General features: G+C 44.6%; 15 protein-coding genes. 13 read left to right on the top strand and 2 right to left on the bottom strand.

Going from position 1 to position 16,870, the window contains the following annotated elements:
* The first annotated feature begins 2 nt into the window (after positions 1 to 2).
* The 13 genes from NR302_RS12275 (at position 3) to gndA (ending at position 14,191) form a co-directional block, all read left to right on the top strand.
* On the top strand, positions 3 to 1,226 hold the full coding sequence (locus NR302_RS12275) for a glycosyltransferase (RefSeq protein ID WP_036648512.1): 1,224 nt from the start codon (positions 3 to 5) through the stop codon (positions 1,224 to 1,226).
* A complete protein-coding gene (locus NR302_RS12270) occupies positions 1,223 to 2,563 on the top strand; it encodes an MOP flippase family protein (RefSeq protein ID WP_258143594.1) in 1,341 nt (446 codons plus the stop codon). Before NR302_RS12275 ends, NR302_RS12270 begins: the two co-directional genes overlap by 4 nt.
* 393 nt (positions 2,564 to 2,956) lie before the next feature.
* Positions 2,957 to 3,850 carry a UTP--glucose-1-phosphate uridylyltransferase GalF gene (gene galF / locus NR302_RS12265; RefSeq protein WP_008104857.1) on the top strand — a complete coding sequence of 298 codons (894 nt, stop codon included), beginning with the start codon at positions 2,957 to 2,959 and terminating at the stop codon, positions 3,848 to 3,850.
* 48 nt (positions 3,851 to 3,898) lie between these two features.
* Positions 3,899 to 4,912 carry a UDP-glucose 4-epimerase GalE gene (gene galE / locus NR302_RS12260; RefSeq protein WP_258143593.1) on the top strand — a complete coding sequence of 338 codons (1,014 nt, stop codon included), beginning with the start codon at positions 3,899 to 3,901 and terminating at the stop codon, positions 4,910 to 4,912.
* Positions 4,913 to 5,334: 422 nt separating this feature from the next.
* Entirely contained in the window at positions 5,335 to 6,414 is a 1,080-nt protein-coding gene (gene rfbB, locus NR302_RS12255; RefSeq protein ID WP_258143592.1) for a dTDP-glucose 4,6-dehydratase, read from the top strand.
* Positions 6,414 to 7,301 (top strand): dTDP-4-dehydrorhamnose reductase, encoded by an 888-nt coding sequence (gene rfbD / locus NR302_RS12250; protein ID WP_258143591.1) that lies wholly within the window; start codon positions 6,414 to 6,416, stop codon positions 7,299 to 7,301. Before rfbB ends, rfbD begins: the two co-directional genes overlap by 1 nt.
* 38 nt (positions 7,302 to 7,339) lie before the next feature.
* Positions 7,340 to 8,221, top strand: coding sequence for a glucose-1-phosphate thymidylyltransferase RfbA (gene rfbA, locus NR302_RS12245; RefSeq protein WP_258143590.1), 882 nt, complete (start codon positions 7,340 to 7,342; stop codon positions 8,219 to 8,221).
* Entirely contained in the window at positions 8,221 to 8,769 is a 549-nt protein-coding gene (rfbC, locus tag NR302_RS12240; protein WP_258143589.1) for a dTDP-4-dehydrorhamnose 3,5-epimerase, read from the top strand. Before rfbA ends, rfbC begins: the two co-directional genes overlap by 1 nt.
* Before the next feature lie 85 nt (positions 8,770 to 8,854).
* Positions 8,855 to 9,760 carry a glycosyltransferase family 2 protein gene (locus tag NR302_RS12235; RefSeq protein ID WP_258143588.1) on the top strand — a complete coding sequence of 302 codons (906 nt, stop codon included), beginning with the start codon at positions 8,855 to 8,857 and terminating at the stop codon, positions 9,758 to 9,760.
* Positions 9,761 to 9,777: 17 nt separating this feature from the next.
* A complete protein-coding gene (locus NR302_RS12230; protein WP_258143587.1) occupies positions 9,778 to 11,073 on the top strand; it encodes a rhamnan synthesis F family protein in 1,296 nt (431 codons plus the stop codon).
* Entirely contained in the window at positions 11,073 to 11,873 is an 801-nt protein-coding gene (locus NR302_RS12225; protein ID WP_101763379.1) for an ABC transporter permease, read from the top strand. The genes NR302_RS12230 and NR302_RS12225 overlap by 1 nt, the downstream gene beginning before the upstream one ends.
* 4 nt (positions 11,874 to 11,877) lie before the next feature.
* Complete coding sequence (locus NR302_RS12220; protein ID WP_061717720.1) at positions 11,878 to 12,651, top strand: ABC transporter ATP-binding protein; 774 nt, start codon at positions 11,878 to 11,880, stop codon at positions 12,649 to 12,651.
* Between the two features lie 130 nt (positions 12,652 to 12,781).
* Positions 12,782 to 14,191 carry an NADP-dependent phosphogluconate dehydrogenase gene (gndA, locus tag NR302_RS12215; protein WP_258143586.1) on the top strand — a complete coding sequence of 470 codons (1,410 nt, stop codon included), beginning with the start codon at positions 12,782 to 12,784 and terminating at the stop codon, positions 14,189 to 14,191.
* Positions 14,192 to 14,228: 37 nt separating this feature from the next.
* Here the strand turns inward: gndA and NR302_RS12210 are convergent, their stop codons facing one another.
* Together NR302_RS12210 and NR302_RS12205 are read right to left on the bottom strand one after the other, a co-directional pair.
* Positions 14,229 to 15,338 carry a hypothetical protein gene (locus tag NR302_RS12210; protein WP_258143585.1) on the bottom strand — a complete coding sequence of 370 codons (1,110 nt, stop codon included), beginning with the start codon at positions 15,336 to 15,338 and terminating at the stop codon, positions 14,229 to 14,231.
* Entirely contained in the window at positions 15,335 to 16,573 is a 1,239-nt protein-coding gene (locus NR302_RS12205) for a glycosyltransferase (RefSeq protein ID WP_258143583.1), read from the bottom strand. Before NR302_RS12205 ends, NR302_RS12210 begins: the two co-directional genes overlap by 4 nt.
* Positions 16,574 to 16,870: the final 297 nt, after the last annotated feature.

Here is a 16,870-nt window from a genome sequence, read left to right as displayed (position 1 = left end):
TGATGAAGCTGACCTTTTTCACCATGCGTTTCCCTGTTGCCTCTGAGACCTTTGTGCTCAATCAGGTGACGCATTTCATTGACGCAGGCTACGACGTGGAGATTATCTCCGTGTTTCCGGGCGATATGATCAATCGCCACGCCGCGTTCGATGACTACAATTTGGCAGCGAAAACTCACTATTTACTGCCGGAAGAGAAAGTATCCAACCTCGATAAGCTGACGCAGCGTATCGGCTTGATACTGCCGAAAATCACCAAAGGCGCGCTGCTGAAGTCGCTGAATGTGCGTCGCTACGGCGCACAGGCCAGCAAACTGCTGCTGCCGGCGATTGTCGCCAATACTAAGCAGCCTTACACCGCAGATGTGTTTCTGGTGCACTTCGGCTATGCCGGCGCGCTGGCGAACAAGCTGCGCGAGCTCGGTGTGCTGAAAGGCAAGCAGGCGACGGTGTTCCACGGCGCGGACATTTCGCGTCGTCACATCCTCGAAGAGCACAAGCTCGACTACATCAACCTGTTTAAACAGAGTGAACTGATGCTGCCTATCAGCCACTTGTGGGAGAACAAGCTGATTGAGATGGGCTGTCCGCGCGCTAAGGTGCACGTGACGCGTATGGGCATCGAGCCGGAGAAGTTTAACTTCCGTCCGCGTGAAGCCTTCCATCAACCGCTGCGCATCGTCTCTGTTGCGCGTCTGACCGAGAAGAAAGGGTTGGATGTGGCGGTGAAAGCCAGCGAAATCCTGCGCAATAACGGCGGCCAGTTCCAGTTCACCATCATCGGTAACGGCGAACAGGACGGCATGATGCGCGAGCACATTGCGCGCGCTGGATTGCAGGATTGCGTCGACATGCCGGGCTTTAAGCCGCAGGACGAGATTCGTCAGGCGCTGAACGAAGCGGACATCTTCCTGCTGCCGTCCAAAACCGCCGCAGATGGCGATATGGAAGGCATTCCGGTGGCGCTGATGGAAGCGATGGCGGTTGGCTTGCCGGTGGTTTCCACCTATCACAGCGGCATTCCTGAACTGATTGAGAATGACGTCAGCGGATGGCTGGTGGCTGAGAACGATCCTGACGAGCTGGCGGCGACGCTGCTGCGCTTGTCGCGCGGCGATGTCGATGTGGCTCCGGTGGTCGCGGCCGCGCGGCAGAAAGTCGAAACTGAGTTCAATCAGCACATCGCTTACGGTGAGCTGGCGAAAATTCTGGAGCGCATGGTGTGAGCGGATTAAAAAAACAGGCCGTTTGGCTGTTTGGTAGTACCTGTTTTGCCGCATTGCTTCAGGTGTTACAGCTCGCCGTTCTGGCGCGCAAACTGGAAACCCACGAGCTGGGTTTATTGGCGATCATCAATGCGATTCTGGCGGTGGCGACCGTGCTGCAGGATATGGGCATGAGCAGCTACATCGTGCATCGCCAGGATATTAATCGCCGCGAGCAGAGCACCATTTACTGGGTGAACGTCTCGCTCAGTTTCTGCACCGGCTTGATTATGCTGGCGATTGCTTATCCGGTGGCGTGGTTCTATCACCTGCCGGAGCTGGTCGGGCTAATCATGCTCACCAGCCTCAACTTCCTGGTGCTGGGACATCTGTCGCAGTATCAGGCGCACTATGTGAAAACCAAACGCATGGTGACGCTGGCGAAGATTGAGATGGCAACCAAGCTGTTCGCGTTCCTGTGTACTGTCGCGATGCTGTATTACACCTCGCTCACCGTGGCGGCGGCGATTCTTGGCCTGTTCATCAACGCCTTCACGCGAATTCTCTGCATGATCTACTTCGGCGAGAAATCGTGGCGTCCGACCTGGGAATTCGACGGCAAAACCTTTGTAAGTGCGGTGCGTTACGGCGTGTATCAACTGGGTTCGCAGACCATTAACCAGCTGCGTACTCAGGCGGATGCGCTGATCGTCGGTAAAGTGATGGGCGCGGAGACGCTGGGGATTTACTCGCTGGCAAAAGAGCTGATTCTGCAACCGCTGAAGCTGGTTTCGCCGGTGATTAACCGTCTGGCGCTGCCGCGCTTTGCTGAGAAGCAGCACGATCCGGAGCAGCTGAAAAAGCTGTTCCTGAAAGGCACCTTCGTCATCATGCTGTTCAGCAGCGCGATGTATCTGGCGATTGGCATTCTGTCACCGGTGATTGTGCGCGTGCTGTACGGCGCTTCGCATGAGCAGGTTTACCATCTGATTCCGCTGATGCTGCTGTTTGGCATGCTACGTCCGATGGGCGGCTTAACCGGCGCGATTTCACAGGCCAACGGCCGCACCAATGTTGAGTTCTACTGGAACATTGTGGCGAGCCTGGTGGTGGTAGCGGTGCTGGCGACAACCTACATCTGGCCGAACGTGCTGTATGTGGCGCTGACTCTGTCGATCTCGCAGGTACTGATTTCTGCCTTCGCGCATCCGTTCTTCATCAAGCCGGTTATTGGCATCCGCTTTATGCCGTATGCGCGCCAGTGGGTTTCAGTGTCGGTGGTATTTGTGGCGCTGATGATGCTGGTAAACCACTTCAACCTGTTCGTGATGCCAGAATGGTTTGAGGGCTGGCTGTAACCTTCGTAGGGTCACCATTGATGGTGTAATGCCGCTCAGTTAAGCATAAATTTGGGTATGTATGCAGGTGCGCATAAATGCGTACCCTACGAAAATCGCGCCACTCCTTTGTAGGGTCGCCATTTATGGTGACCTTACATTTCCTACACGTTAACTTTTCTGAAAATCACTGGTCTCACCCTCTTAAACGATCATCCCATCCTTCTACTAATTTTCAGCGGCTTAGTGCATCGTTTCCGCTTTGGAATACTGGCATTTTTACCGGCCAAATTAGCGATTTTTGATGGCGTGACAGAGAGTTAGTGCCGGTTTTTCAGATAAAGATTATACTTGCTCGACCGGCCGATCCTGCATAATCGACCCCACGTATTCACTTCATGAAATGGAATAAATATGACCAAGCTTAAAGCAGTAATCCCAGTTGCGGGTCTCGGTATGCATATGCTTCCTGCGACCAAAGCCATTCCGAAAGAGATGCTGCCAATCGTCGACAAACCAATGATTCAATACATTGTTGACGAATGCGTCGCGGCTGGCATCAAGGAGATTGTGCTGGTCACCCATGCTTCCAAAAATGCAGTGGAAAACCACTTCGATACCACTTACGAGCTGGAAGCGCTGCTCGAAGCACGCGTTAAACGTCAGCTGCTCAGCGAAGTGCAGTCAATCTGTCCGCCGGGCGTGACCATTATGAACGTGCGTCAGGCTAACCCGTTGGGTCTGGGCCACTCCGTGCTGTGTGCGCGTCCAATGATTGGCGACAACCCATTTGTGGTGGTGCTGCCAGACGTGCTGCTGGATGACTCTACCGCTGACCACCTGCGTTATAACCTCGCCTCAATGGTTGCTCGCTTCGAAGATACTGGCCACAGCCAGGTGCTGGCGAAACACATGCCGGGTGAAGACCTCACCGAATACGGCGTGCTGACCACCGAAGAGCCGATTGATAACCCAGGCGATATCAGCACCATCACCAGCTTTATCGAGAAGCCAGAAGCCGGCTCAACCGACTCTGACTTGACGGCAGTTGGCCGTTACGTGCTTTCTGCCGATATCTGGGAAGAGCTGGAGCGCACCGAGCCAGGCGCATGGGGCCGTATTCAGCTGACCGATGCTATTGCATCCCTGAGCAAGAAGAAGCCGGTTGATGTGCAACTGCTGACCGGAACCAGCTATGATTGCGGTCGTAAACTCGGTTACATGCAGGCATTCGTCTCTTACGGCTTGCGTAACAACGATCAGGGCCGCGATTTCCGCGAATCCATTCAGAAAATCCTGGCGAAATAAGCTTCCTCATTCTCTACCGCGCCATTAGCGCGGTTTAAAGGAGTACACATGGCTATTTTGGTAACGGGCGGAGCGGGTTATATCGGCTCCCATACGGTGCTGGCGCTGTTAGAGCGTGGCGACGACGTTGTGGTCCTGGATAACCTTTGCAATGCTTCCCGCGAAGCCATCAACCGCGTGGAAAAGCTGTCGGGTAAAAAAGCGGTGTTCGTTGAAGGCGACATCCGCGATCGCGCCTGCCTGCGTGACCTGTTTGCTACTAACGATATCAGCGCCGTGATTCACTTCGCTGCACTGAAAGCCGTTGGCGAATCCACGCGTATGCCGCTGGAATACTACGAAAACAACGTGGCTGGCACCGTGGTGCTGCTGGAAGAGATGCGCGCTGCTGGCGTGTGGAACTTCATCTTCAGCTCATCTGCGACCGTTTATGGCGCGGATGCACCGGTTCCTTACGTGGAAACCACGCCAATTGGCGGCACGACTAGCCCGTATGGTACCTCTAAGCTGATGATCGAATTCGTGATGCGCGATTTCGCTAAAGCGGACCCGAACTTCAAAGCCATCGCGCTGCGCTACTTCAACCCGGTTGGCGCGCATGAATCTGGCGAAATCGGTGAAGATCCAACCGGCATTCCAAACAACCTGCTGCCGTACATCGCGCAGGTGGCGATTGGCCGTCTGGAGAAGCTGGGCGTGTTTGGCGACGACTACGACACGCCAGATGGCACTGCACAGCGCGACTACATTCACGTTGTCGACCTGGCAGAAGGGCACCTGAAAGCGCTGGATCATTTAGCCAAAGTTGAAGGCTACAAAGCCTACAACCTCGGCGGCGGCGTGGGCTTCTCCGTGCTGGAGATGATCAAGGCGTTTGAGAAAGGTTCCGGCAAGCCAATTCCGTTTGAGTTCAAGCCACGCCGTGACGGCGATCTGCCAGCGTTCTGGGCGGATGCGACGCTGGCGAACAACGAACTGGACTGGCGCGTGACACGCGGGATTGATGCCATGATGCGTGATACGTGGAACTGGCAGTCGAAGAATCCGAATGGGTTTGAATAACACTATTGCGGGCCTTAGCGCCCGCTTTTTCCTTGCACCTCGTCTGAAAAAACACTTCTGAGCTTTAGTCAAAATCTGATCGAGTTGAATTATTGACTCAGCAAACATCACCACCGACCCAAAGCGGTCAATACTTAAACTAACACCCCCGGAAAATCTGTAATTTGTTCGTCATTGAACTTTACGAGTGGTAGAATTCTTAGCTGCTTACCGTTAAACCATATTTATTGGTTTCGGTAATAAAGAATAGAGTTAACAGCAAGATAGCAGCATAAAAGCCGGCGTGCTTTTAATTAAATTTTGCCTTAAACATCAGCTATGTGGGAGCTGCAACCCAAGGGCGGTAGCGTGGCTGAACGACACAGCAGATTAATTCCATTTGGTATAAGCCTCACTGAGCGAGTCAGGAAAAACGGGACGTTATGAAAATCTTAATTACAGGTGGTGCAGGATTTATCGGTTCGGCAGTTGTTCGTCATATTATCAACCATACCAATGATGAAGTGATTAACGTCGATAAACTGACCTATGCTGGCAACCTTGAATCACTGAAAGCTGAAAGCCAAAATGCGCGTTATAACTTCAGAAAAGTTGATATTTGCGATGGCGTGGCCTTGCTGAATGTATTCAACGAATTTCAGCCTGATGCGGTAATGCATCTGGCGGCAGAAAGCCACGTTGACCGCTCTATTACCGGGCCTTCTGAATTCGTACAGACTAACGTTGTTGGAACTTATGCGTTACTGGAAGCAAGCCGCCAATATTGGTCTGCATTAGCCGCTGATAAAAAACAGGCTTTTCGTTTCCACCATATTTCCACGGATGAAGTGTATGGTGACTTACCTCATCCTGATGAAACCTCAGGTGAACTCCCATTGTTCACTGAAGAAACCCCGTACGCACCAAGTAGCCCGTACTCTTCTACCAAAGCCGCAAGTGACCATCTGGTTCGCGCCTGGGGCCGCACATACGGCCTGCCAATTGTTGTGACCAACTGTTCCAACAATTACGGTCCTTATCATTTCCCGGAAAAACTCATCCCGCTGATCATCAGCAATGCGCTGGAAGGAAAGCCGCTGCCAATTTATGGTAAAGGTGACCAAATTCGCGATTGGCTGTATGTGGAAGATCATGCGCGTGCGCTCTATACCGTAGTGACGCAGGCGAAAACTGGCACCACTTACAACATTGGTGGCCATAACGAGAAGCAAAATCTCGAAGTGGTGCACAAGGTATGTGAATTGCTGGATGAGCTGCGTCCAAAAGAGACTTCATACGCTCAGCAAATTACCTATGTTGCAGATCGCCCGGGTCACGATCGTCGCTATGCGATTGACGCTTCAAAGATTGAACGCGATCTGGGATGGAAACCGCAGGAAAGCTTCGAAACCGGCTTACGTAAAACCGTGCAGTGGTATCTCGACAACCAACAATGGGTTGAGCATGTGAAGAGCGGGGCGTATCAGAACTGGATTGAGCAAAACTACGAGAAGCGTAGCTAATGAAAATTTTGCTGTTAGGTAAAAATGGTCAGGTTGGCTGGGAACTGCAACGCGCTCTGGCCCCATTGGGTGAGGTTATTGCTTTAGATCGCCATTCGGCAGATCACTGCGGCGATTTAACCAATCCTGCCGGCATTGAAAAAACGGTACGGGATATTGAGCCTGACGTGATTGTGAATGCCGCAGCTTATACGGCTGTCGATAAAGCCGAAAGCGACCTGCACAATGCTGAATTAATCAACGCGACCAGCGTAAAAGCGTTGGCCTGCGCTGCTCGTGATGTGAAGGCGTTGCTGGTTCACTACTCAACGGATTATGTGTTTGATGGCAGCGGCGAGCGTCCCTGGAACGAAGAAGATGCTACTTCACCACTGAACGCTTATGGCAAGACTAAACGCCAAGGTGAAGAAGCCATCATCGCCAATGCACCACACTATTTAATTTTGCGCACCAGCTGGGTTTATGCTGCCAAAGGCAATAACTTTGCTAAAACGATGATTCGTTTGGCGCAAGAACGCGAAGCCTTATCTGTCATCAACGATCAATTCGGTGCGCCAACTGGTGCAGAATTGATTGCGGACAGTACCGCGCATGCAATCAAAGCGACTCTGGCGAATCCTAAAAAATCGGGCATTTATAATCTTATCGCTTCAGGCGTGACAACCTGGCACGCTTATGCTGAGTTTGTGATTAATTGTGTTCGAGAAAAAGGTTTAGAGCTGAAAGTAAAAGCAGTGAACACCGTTGATACTGCAGCTTTCCCTACGCCAGCAAAACGCCCATCTAATTCAAGGCTCAATACCAGCAAGTTCACTACCGCTTTTGAATTAACGCTTCCGGAATGGAAGGTTGGTGTAAAGCGTATGCTGGATGAACTCTATAATTAAGCGTATTGAGTCAGATTACTAAATTAAAGGATAACGTTGTGAATAGTAAAAAAGGAATCATCCTTGCTGGCGGTTCAGGAACACGCCTTTATCCAGTGACGATGGCCGTCAGTAAGCAGCTATTGCCAATCTATGACAAGCCAATGATTTATTATCCGCTCAGCACTCTAATGTTAGCGGGCATTCGTGACATTTTAATTATCAGCACGCCGCAAGATACGCCGCGTTTTGAAAGCCTGCTAGGCGACGGTTCTCAATGGGGCTTGAACATTCAGTACAAAGTGCAGGAAAGCCCAGACGGTCTGGCGCAGGCTTTCATTTTGGGTGAAGAGTTCATCGGCAACGACAACTGCGCGTTGATTCTGGGCGATAACATTTTTTATGGCCACGATTTACACAAGCAACTCGAAGAAGCCTCAAATAAAAAGCACGGTGCAACGGTGTTTGCTTATCACGTTCACGATCCCGAGCGTTATGGTGTGGTGGAATTTGATGAATCAGGTAAAGCAGTTTCTTTAGTAGAAAAGCCAACTGAACCTAAAAGTAGCTACGCAGTTACTGGTCTGTATTTCTATGATAATAGCGTTGTTGAATTGGCTAAAAATCTTAAGCCTTCTCCACGCGGTGAATTAGAAATTACTGACATCAACAATCTCTATCTTGAAAAAGGTGAATTGTCTGTATCCATTATGGGGCGCGGTCATGCCTGGCTCGATACTGGTACTCATCAGAGCCTGATTGAAGCGAATAATTTTATTCAAACCATCGAAACTCGTCAGGGGCTTAAAGTCGCATGCCCGGAAGAAATTGCGTTCCGTATGGGCTTTATTGATGCTGAAAAATTGAAAGAGCTGGCACAGCCATTGCTCAAAAATGATTATGGCAAATACCTGATGGCGCTCTATAACGGAAAGCTCTAATGAAGATTATTGATACTGATATTCCTGATGTGAAAATCATTGAGCCAGCCGTTTTTGGTGATGAAAGAGGTTTCTTTATGGAAACCTGGCAACAGAAGAAGTTTGAAGAACTGGTTTGTCCACGTACCTTTGTGCAGGATAACCATTCGAAATCTTCTAAAGGTATTTTGCGTGGCTTACATTATCAAACCACAAATACACAAGGTAAACTCGTCAGGGTTGTCTCTGGTGAAGTGTATGATGTGGCAGTTGATATGAGAAAGTCATCGCCAACCTTTGGAAAATGGGTAGGTGTGTACCTGTCATCTGATAATAAACGTCAGTTGTGGGTTCCAGAGGGCTTCGCTCATGGTTTTTATGTAACATCTGAAAGTGCTGAATTTGTTTACAAATGTACTGATTATTATAATCCTAAAAATGAACACTCATTACTTTGGAACGATTCAGATCTCAATATCACCTGGCCAATCGATGTGAATGAACTTCCCGCGCTTTCTGCTAAAGATAAAGACGGAACTCCATTTGCACAAGCAGTGACATTTGATTGATTCCCGAAACTAAGGATGAGGATTAACTCATCCTTTTTTTATATAGCTGATGATGATGAGCGATAAAGGAAAAATAAGTATCCTGATGGGTACTTATAATGGCGAGAAATACTTAGAAAAGCAGCTGCGTTCCATTGCTTCTCAAACTTATACTAATTGGACGCTGATTGTTTCTGATGATGGTTCAACGGATAGCACTTGTGCAATCGTTACCCGTTTTGCCAAAGAATTTTCTGATGGTAGAGTTATCCTGTTTCAGGGGCCAGGTAAAGGATTTGCCGCCAATTTCTATAGCCTGCTTAATAGAAGAGATATTGATTCGCCGTTTTATGCCTTCTGTGATCAGGATGATATTTGGTGTGACAATAAGCTGGAAGAAGCTATTAATCAGTTAACAACAAATGATTCATCTCCTGACAACTATGCTTTATATGGTTCACGCACAAAGCTGATTGATTCTGATGAAGGTAATATCGGTTTTTCACCGTGTTTTCTGAAAGAATTTACTTTTAGTAATGCACTTTTGCAAAGCTATGCGGGCGGCAACACGATGGTTTTTAGTCGTGGACTAAAAACGGTGTTTGAGACATTCCCTGCTAACCTTCAGATTGTTTCTCATGACTGGATTTTGTACATCATATGCAGTGCAATGAATGGAACAGTAATCTACGATCGTGAACCAAAGATTCTCTACCGCCAGCATGGGCAGAATTTAGTGGGCAGTAACACGGGTGTTTTGTCTAAGCTCACAAGATTTAATCGTTTGTTTGCAGGTGAATTTAAATGCTGGAGCGAGAAAAATTGTATGGCGCTTGAGTGTTTGAAAGACAGGATGCCGGCTGAGAATAGACGTGATTATGAAAGATTTAGTGCTTTGAATGGAAGTCTTTTGAAACGAATTACTAACTTTATTAAGGGTGGATTTTATAGACAAAGCTTCATTGAAACATGTGCTTTCTTTATCATGAATCTCTTTAGGAAATTAGTTTAACCATCGACGGTGTTAATATGAAAAGAATTATTTTTATGATTATCAGGTTTTTCCTGAAAATTGTAATTTATATATATTATGGCGTGCTATCAATTCGCGATGATATTAAGACAAAAAAATATACGAATGTTAAAGTCAAGAATGACTTCACGGGTGGCAAGGTTATGCTGCTTGCGCTCTATGAGAAATCATCGCTTAGAAATGATACGCTTGAGCTGTTAAAAGAAGCGAAACGCAATAATGTATTTGTTATTGCCGTTAATACCTTAAGGTTGGAAGAACAAAATTATCCCTCTGAGTTAACCGATGTATATATAGAGCGTGATAATTACGGGCGTGATTTTGGCAGCTATAAAGCAGGGATGAAATATTTCTTCGATGCAGGTTTTGAGGAAAAGTGTGAAAGGTTGCTTATCATCAATGACAGTGTGTTTTTCTCGAAGAATGGCTTGCCTGAATTTGTTAAAAATTTATTTGACACTAACGTTGAAGTAATGGGTGCTACAGAAAATAGTCAGCACTCTCATCATCTTGGTTCATTCTGTATTTCAGTAGCAGGTAAAATAACTAAGAATGAAAAGTTCAAAAATTTTTGGTTAAACTATAAGTCATCGAACGTAAGACCTTTGGTTATAAAAAGAGGTGAGTTCGGTTTAAGTAAGCTTCTTAAGTCACTGGTTAGTTCTGAGCAAAACTTTAAGTCTCTTTTCAATGTCTCGTTCATGGAAAGAAAGCTTAGCACTGATGAAGTTTTCTATGAGAATTACTATTACTACCGTCGTGAAGGTGTTAGTGCCTGGACAAATAAATCCATTACCGGTTTAATAGCAAATGATGAAGTCTTATCATCTTATTATAATAAATACATTCTCTCTAATAAGAGAGCTGAAAAGTTGGCATTTGCTAGTGACAATGTTGTGGAATACAACTCTGTTGATAAAGAATATTCAACATTAAGTTCAAGCAAGGTTGACTATTTAGAAGCAGTGAATTTTTTCAGAAATTACTCGCACAAAGAAGCATTGCTGAATAGCCAGTTCAAACAAAGATTAATATCTTTGTATCTGGATGAATTTACGATGGGATCGCAAATCCACGTCAACTGCCTCGCATTACATAATTGTGGTTTACCTATAATTAAGCTTGATCTGATGTTCCGCTGCGTTTGTAGCATGAATGATATTATCAAGTTGAGAGATCAGCTTGAAGAATCCCAAAGGGAAGAGTTTATGACATTGATCCTAGCTCGTCTGTGCGGTGATAAGTTCCTTGTCGGATTGAATCGTCTGGCATACCAATTTGGAATTTTGTAATGTCGAATAAGCAAAAATCAGTGGGGTGGGATGACTTCACCTCTGCGTTAAGAAACTTTCACGTTGTAAAAGTGATGGGTGGTCAGGACATTAAGATGCGATACAAACGGTCCAAGATGGGGCCGTTTTGGATCACAATCAGTATGGCAGTTATGATCACGACCATGGGATTAGTTTTTGGTAATCTCTTCAAAACCAACGTCAAAGAGTTTTTGCCCTATCTAACTCTTGGTTTGATAACATGGAGCTTTATCCAAAGCTCCATCTCAGAAGGTTGTGATGCCCTGATATCTTCAGAAGGGATTATTAAGCAGTTACCCGTTCCATTACATGTTCACGTAATGCGTGTAATTTGGAAAAACTTCATCATCTTCCTGCACAATATCGTAATATTTCCTCTGGTCCTGATTGCAGTGCAGAAAAGCGTAGACTGGACTGTTTTTCTGGTGATACCAGGTTTTATCCTGCTGATTTTGAATTTAACCTGGGCGTTAATGATTCTTTCGATGATTTGTGCACGCTTCCGTGATATGACACAAATTGTGTTAAGTATTATGCAGGTTATCTTCTATCTGACCCCAGTAATTTGGATGCCAAAACTTCTTTCGCATAGTGCCGCCGCAGCCTTACTCACCTTTAACCCTCTCTACCATTTGATTGATTTGGTAAGAGGTCCATTATTAGGTGAGATTCCAATGATGAGCAGTTACATCATTGCTGGCGTAATGGCAGTAGTTGGTTTGGCTTTATCGATTGCGATGACGAGCAAATATAAATACCGCGTTCCTTATTGGGTGTAATGTAATGGCTATTATTAAATTTGAAAATGTGGGTATTGATTTCCCAATATTCAACGCCCAGGCAAGATCGATTAAAAAGAACTTTATCAATTTTGCTACCGGTGGAAAGGTTGGTCAGCACGATGGTAAAGTTGTGGTTTCGGCCCTCAATAATCTTAACTTCGAAATCAAAGATGGCGAGCGAGTCGGCCTAATTGGCCATAATGGTGCGGGTAAAACAACGCTGCTCAGGATGTTTAGTAAGGTCTATCATCCAACCAGCGGTAGCGCTACGATTGAAGGCGACATTGGTTCTTTAATTTCTATTTCATTAGGGATCAATCAGGAGTTTACGGGCAGAGAAAATATCTATATTCGCGGTGCCTTATTAGGACTGAGGAAAAAAGAAATCGATGCACGAATTGAAGAGATCATTGAATTCACCGATCTTGGTGATTTTATTGACATGCCTGTTCGTACTTATTCTTCTGGGATGCAAATGCGTCTGGGGTTTAGTGTTAGTACTATTTTTACTCCCGAAATTCTCCTTATGGATGAATGGCTATCTGTAGGTGATGAAGGCTTTAAAGAAAAAGCTGAAACTCGATTAACCAATATTATTAATGCAACGAAGATATTGATTCTTGCAAGCCATAGTAACGAATTGTTAAGAAAAACCTGTACAAGAATTCTTTGGCTCGAGCACGGCACGGTAAAAATGGACGGTACGCCTGAGGAAGTTCTGCCGCTTTATTTCAAGTCAAATATCAAAAAAGGTGATTTGTTAACCAATACATAATCATCCACATTTCTTGTGTGTTTTATCATCGCACCATTCACTACCTTTATTGGTGAGAGATGAGTTAACATATTTGCCACTTCAATCACAAACTTGTGTTTGTGACGGTAACTTCAGACAGGAGTAGATAATGTCCAAGCAACAAATCGGTGTTGTCGGTATGGCAGTGATGGGCCGTAACTTGGCTCTTAACATTGAGAGCCGCGGTTACACTGTTTCTATCTTCAACCGTTCGCGCGAAAAGACTGATGAAGTCATCGCTGAGAACCAAGGTAAGAAACTCGCTCCTTTTTATACTGTTGAAGAGTTTGTTGAATCGCTGGAAAAACCACGTCGCATCCTTTTGATGGTACAGGCTGGTGAAGCTACAGATAAAACGATTGCTTCTTTGACTCCGCATTTGGACAAGGGCGACATCCTGATTGATGGTGGTAACACCTTCTATAAAGATACTGTGCGCCGTAACAAAGAACTTTCTGACCAGGGCTTCAATTTCATTGGTACCGGTGTTTCCGGTGGTGAAGAGGGCGCACTGAAAGGGCCTTCAATTATGCCTGGCGGCCAAAAAGAAGCGTATGAATTGGTTGCACCAATTTTAGATAAGATTGCTGCTCGTGCAGAAGATGGCGAAGCTTGCGTTGCTTACATCGGTCCAAACGGTGCTGGTCACTATGTAAAAATGGTGCATAACGGCATCGAATACGGTGATATGCAGCTGATTGCTGAAGCTTATGCACTGTTGAAAGGCGCGTTAGGCCTCAACAATGAAGAGCTGGCAAAAACCTTTACTGACTGGAACAACGGTGAGTTAAGCAGCTACTTGATCGACATCACCAAAGATATCTTCACTAAGAAAGATGAACACGGTAAATACCTGGTTGATGTGATTCTGGATGAAGCCGCTAACAAAGGCACCGGTAAGTGGACTAGCCAGAGCTCACTGGATCTCGGCGAGCCGCTCTCACTCATTACTGAGTCAGTATTTGCCCGATATCTTTCCTCCCTGAAGACCCAACGTGTTGCAGCTTCTAAAGTGCTGAGCGGTCCTCAGGCTAAAGCATTTACTGGCGATAAGGCTGAGTTCGTCGAGAAAGTTCGTCGCGCTCTTTATCTGGGTAAGATCGTTTCCTATGCTCAGGGCTTCTCACAGCTGCGCGCTGCGTCGGAAGAGAATAACTGGGATCTGCAATACGGTGAAATTGCGAAGATTTTCCGTGCTGGATGCATTATTCGTGCGCAATTCCTGCAGAAGATTACTGATGCATACGCACAGGACGCTAACATTGCTAACCTGCTGCTGGATCCTTACTTCAAGAATATCGCTGATGAGTACCAGCAGGCGCTGCGTGACGTAGTGTCTTACGCTATTCAGAACGGTATTCCGACGCCGACCTTCTCTGCTGCTATTGCATATTACGATAGCTATCGTTCAGAATTTTTGCCGGCAAATCTGATTCAGGCTCAGCGTGATTATTTCGGTGCGCATACTTATAAGCGCATTGATAAAGATGGCGTGTTTCACACCGAGTGGTTGGATTAAGCTATAGTAAAAAAAGCCTCTTTAAGAGGCTTTTTTTTTAAACTGACATTGGCTGTATCAAAAATGATGACAGATAATTATGTTTAGAGTTGTCTGTAATAATAATTTCTTCTGAAAGAAGATGGTCATAGATTTCAGTGTTAAATTCCTTAAGGAAGCCTGTTCTGAAAAAACAAGCGTCAGGTGTTATTTCTGATGATACTGAGAATGTATGTTTTTCAGCAATGACTTTAATTAGTTCATTTACGCCATCGCATCTAAATAGATTAACCCTTTTATTATGTATTTCGTAATCTAATAAACACGTTGTGACTGTAGAAATTCCATATTCACAGTATGGTATTAAATCATCAGAACCTTCTATTCCACCGAAATAAATATCTTTATCCATTCCATATAAATATATATTTTTAGGTCTGTAATCTAACGCATTTGAACTGAATGCATGTTCAGATAGTTCCGCAGGATGAACACACCAAATAAAAACTTCCGCAGGGTTATTTTTAGCATAATTAAAGATTTCAGCGTAAAAAGCCCTTTTATCTGAAGGTGAATATAGATACCAATTAGTATTAGATGTGATTAAAGTGAATTTTGGTAACGGCCTTGTTTTGTAAGATTCTTTTTTTACTGTTCTTGGATATCCAAATCCTTGATCGCCAAACCACTGTAGCTTTTTATCAGAAATTGATGGCAACATACCACCAAAACCAAAGTAATGTGAGCGTGTGCTTATTAGTTTTGAGTCATCAGCTAAGTTTATTCCTGTCTGGAACATGCCATGTGGAATTTCGTATATAGGTAATTTCACCTTCAAACAAGCAGAGACAATTTCATTAATTGTAACAGGAATAAATGGAACTACATATCCCAAAAAAACCACTGCCTTATCCATATTTGGTAAAAGTCCAGCAACAGAATCTTTGTCGAGTATGAATTTTATTTTACTTTCCGGGTTTAAAGTTAAATACTCCCTTGCAATTAATTCAAAGTTTTCGGAATATATGTAACTTTCATAACGACTTTGCTCTGCAACAATTAAAGCAAGTTCAAAGTGAGACTTATTAAATGGCAAGTAGATAATGTGACTATCAGTCCTATTATTTCCAGCAGAAGTAAAGATACCTTTGACAGTGAAATTATTCATAAACTGTAACCTGCAATTGCTGAGTCATATGCTTTAAGCGAAGCGTTAGTAATAGCTTCCGGATTATCAAATAAATAAGAAAGAGTTGCATACCATTCATCCTCAGTGGAGCATATCCAACCATTTTCGTTATTTGTAATACAATCAACGTATTCTGCAACGGAAGATGCAATAATAGCGACGCCCTGAGATGCGGCTTCTATAAACTTGATATTAGATTTAGCATCATTAAAAACGGTTTTTTCTAACGGAACTAAAACGATGTCATGTTTATTAATTTCAGAAAGCATTTCATTAAAATTAACTAATGGTAAAAAATTACACTCTACACCCAGATGTGAAAATATAGATGTTTGGTCGCTAACCATACCTAAGAAACTCAAACTAAACTTATTAGGGTAATCTTGCGCCAGTTTCATCAAGGGACCACTGATTGTACTATAGTCCTTTAAATGAGTTTTTGATCCAGATAAATACAACACCCGGACTTTTCTATTAATAATTTTTTTGCCTAAACTCTCTCTGGGAAGAAAATATTCTCGAGGTAATTTGTTTTTAGAAATTGAGATATTCTCAATCAAATCAGAATGTAAATTAGCGATGGTTTTAGTTGAACATACCATCTGGTCGGCGCCTAATAAAATGGATGAGTCTCTGGTCATATCCTTGAGTATTTGATGATAATCAGAAATACCTGACCGAACAGCCCCTTTGTACTCCGAGTAATCTGGAAGTAAAAGGTCATCTACATCAATTATGATTTTTACATTTAAAGTACGGCAAAGATGCATAAAGTATTTTGTTTTTCGGCTACCATTGCTGGGGCGGATGAATACCATCTCTTTTGCTATAAAAATCTCTTTAACGGAGTCCAGAAAACTCGTATCCTGATGGATGATTACCGAAGAATTTTTTCGTACTTCTGGGAAGTACCCGCGATAAAGAAAAGAAGCATTTGTCTTAACAGTATCAAAGAAAATTATTGATTGGCCAGATTCAAAGCGCTCTAATTTTTTAATGGCACGAAAATTAGGTTCGAAAAATTCGCGCCCTTCTTTGTATCCATATGTATAGTAATGATAAGTTCCCGACAATCCGGAGTTTCTTATATCTTGATAGAATGAAAGATATTGTTTTTCATCTAATAAAAGACTTTTGATATACGCATCTGATAAGTCCGGACGCAACCTTGCAAGATTGGATAAAAAATCCGCGAACTGGTCTTGTGAGGGCACATGCGTGCTATTCTGTGATTGTAAGTTCGAAGCTGGGTCACTCCGAAGTAGTTTAAAAACAGACGAATATTTCATATGAGTTCAATCTATCATTGGGTTGAAAAGAGGATAAAGTCGCCATCCGTTATCATCACGCTTGGGATTTTTCAAATTCGAATGTTATGCTAATGTCCTGGTAAGTGTAAAATTATATTTCTTCGGAGCGTTCATATCAAGGTTTATGATGTGTTGAACACGCGATATTAAAATGTGTATATGATAAATTAGTAAAAGAGTTAGTGCCAATAAACAATCATA

The sequence above is a fragment of the Pantoea sp. SOD02 genome, from assembly GCF_024707505.1.
GTDB classification, from domain to species: Bacteria; Pseudomonadota; Gammaproteobacteria; order Enterobacterales; family Enterobacteriaceae; genus Pantoea; species Pantoea symbiotica.
Note: the sequence above shows the minus strand (reverse complement) of the source record. Positions and strands in the feature narration are given on the sequence as shown.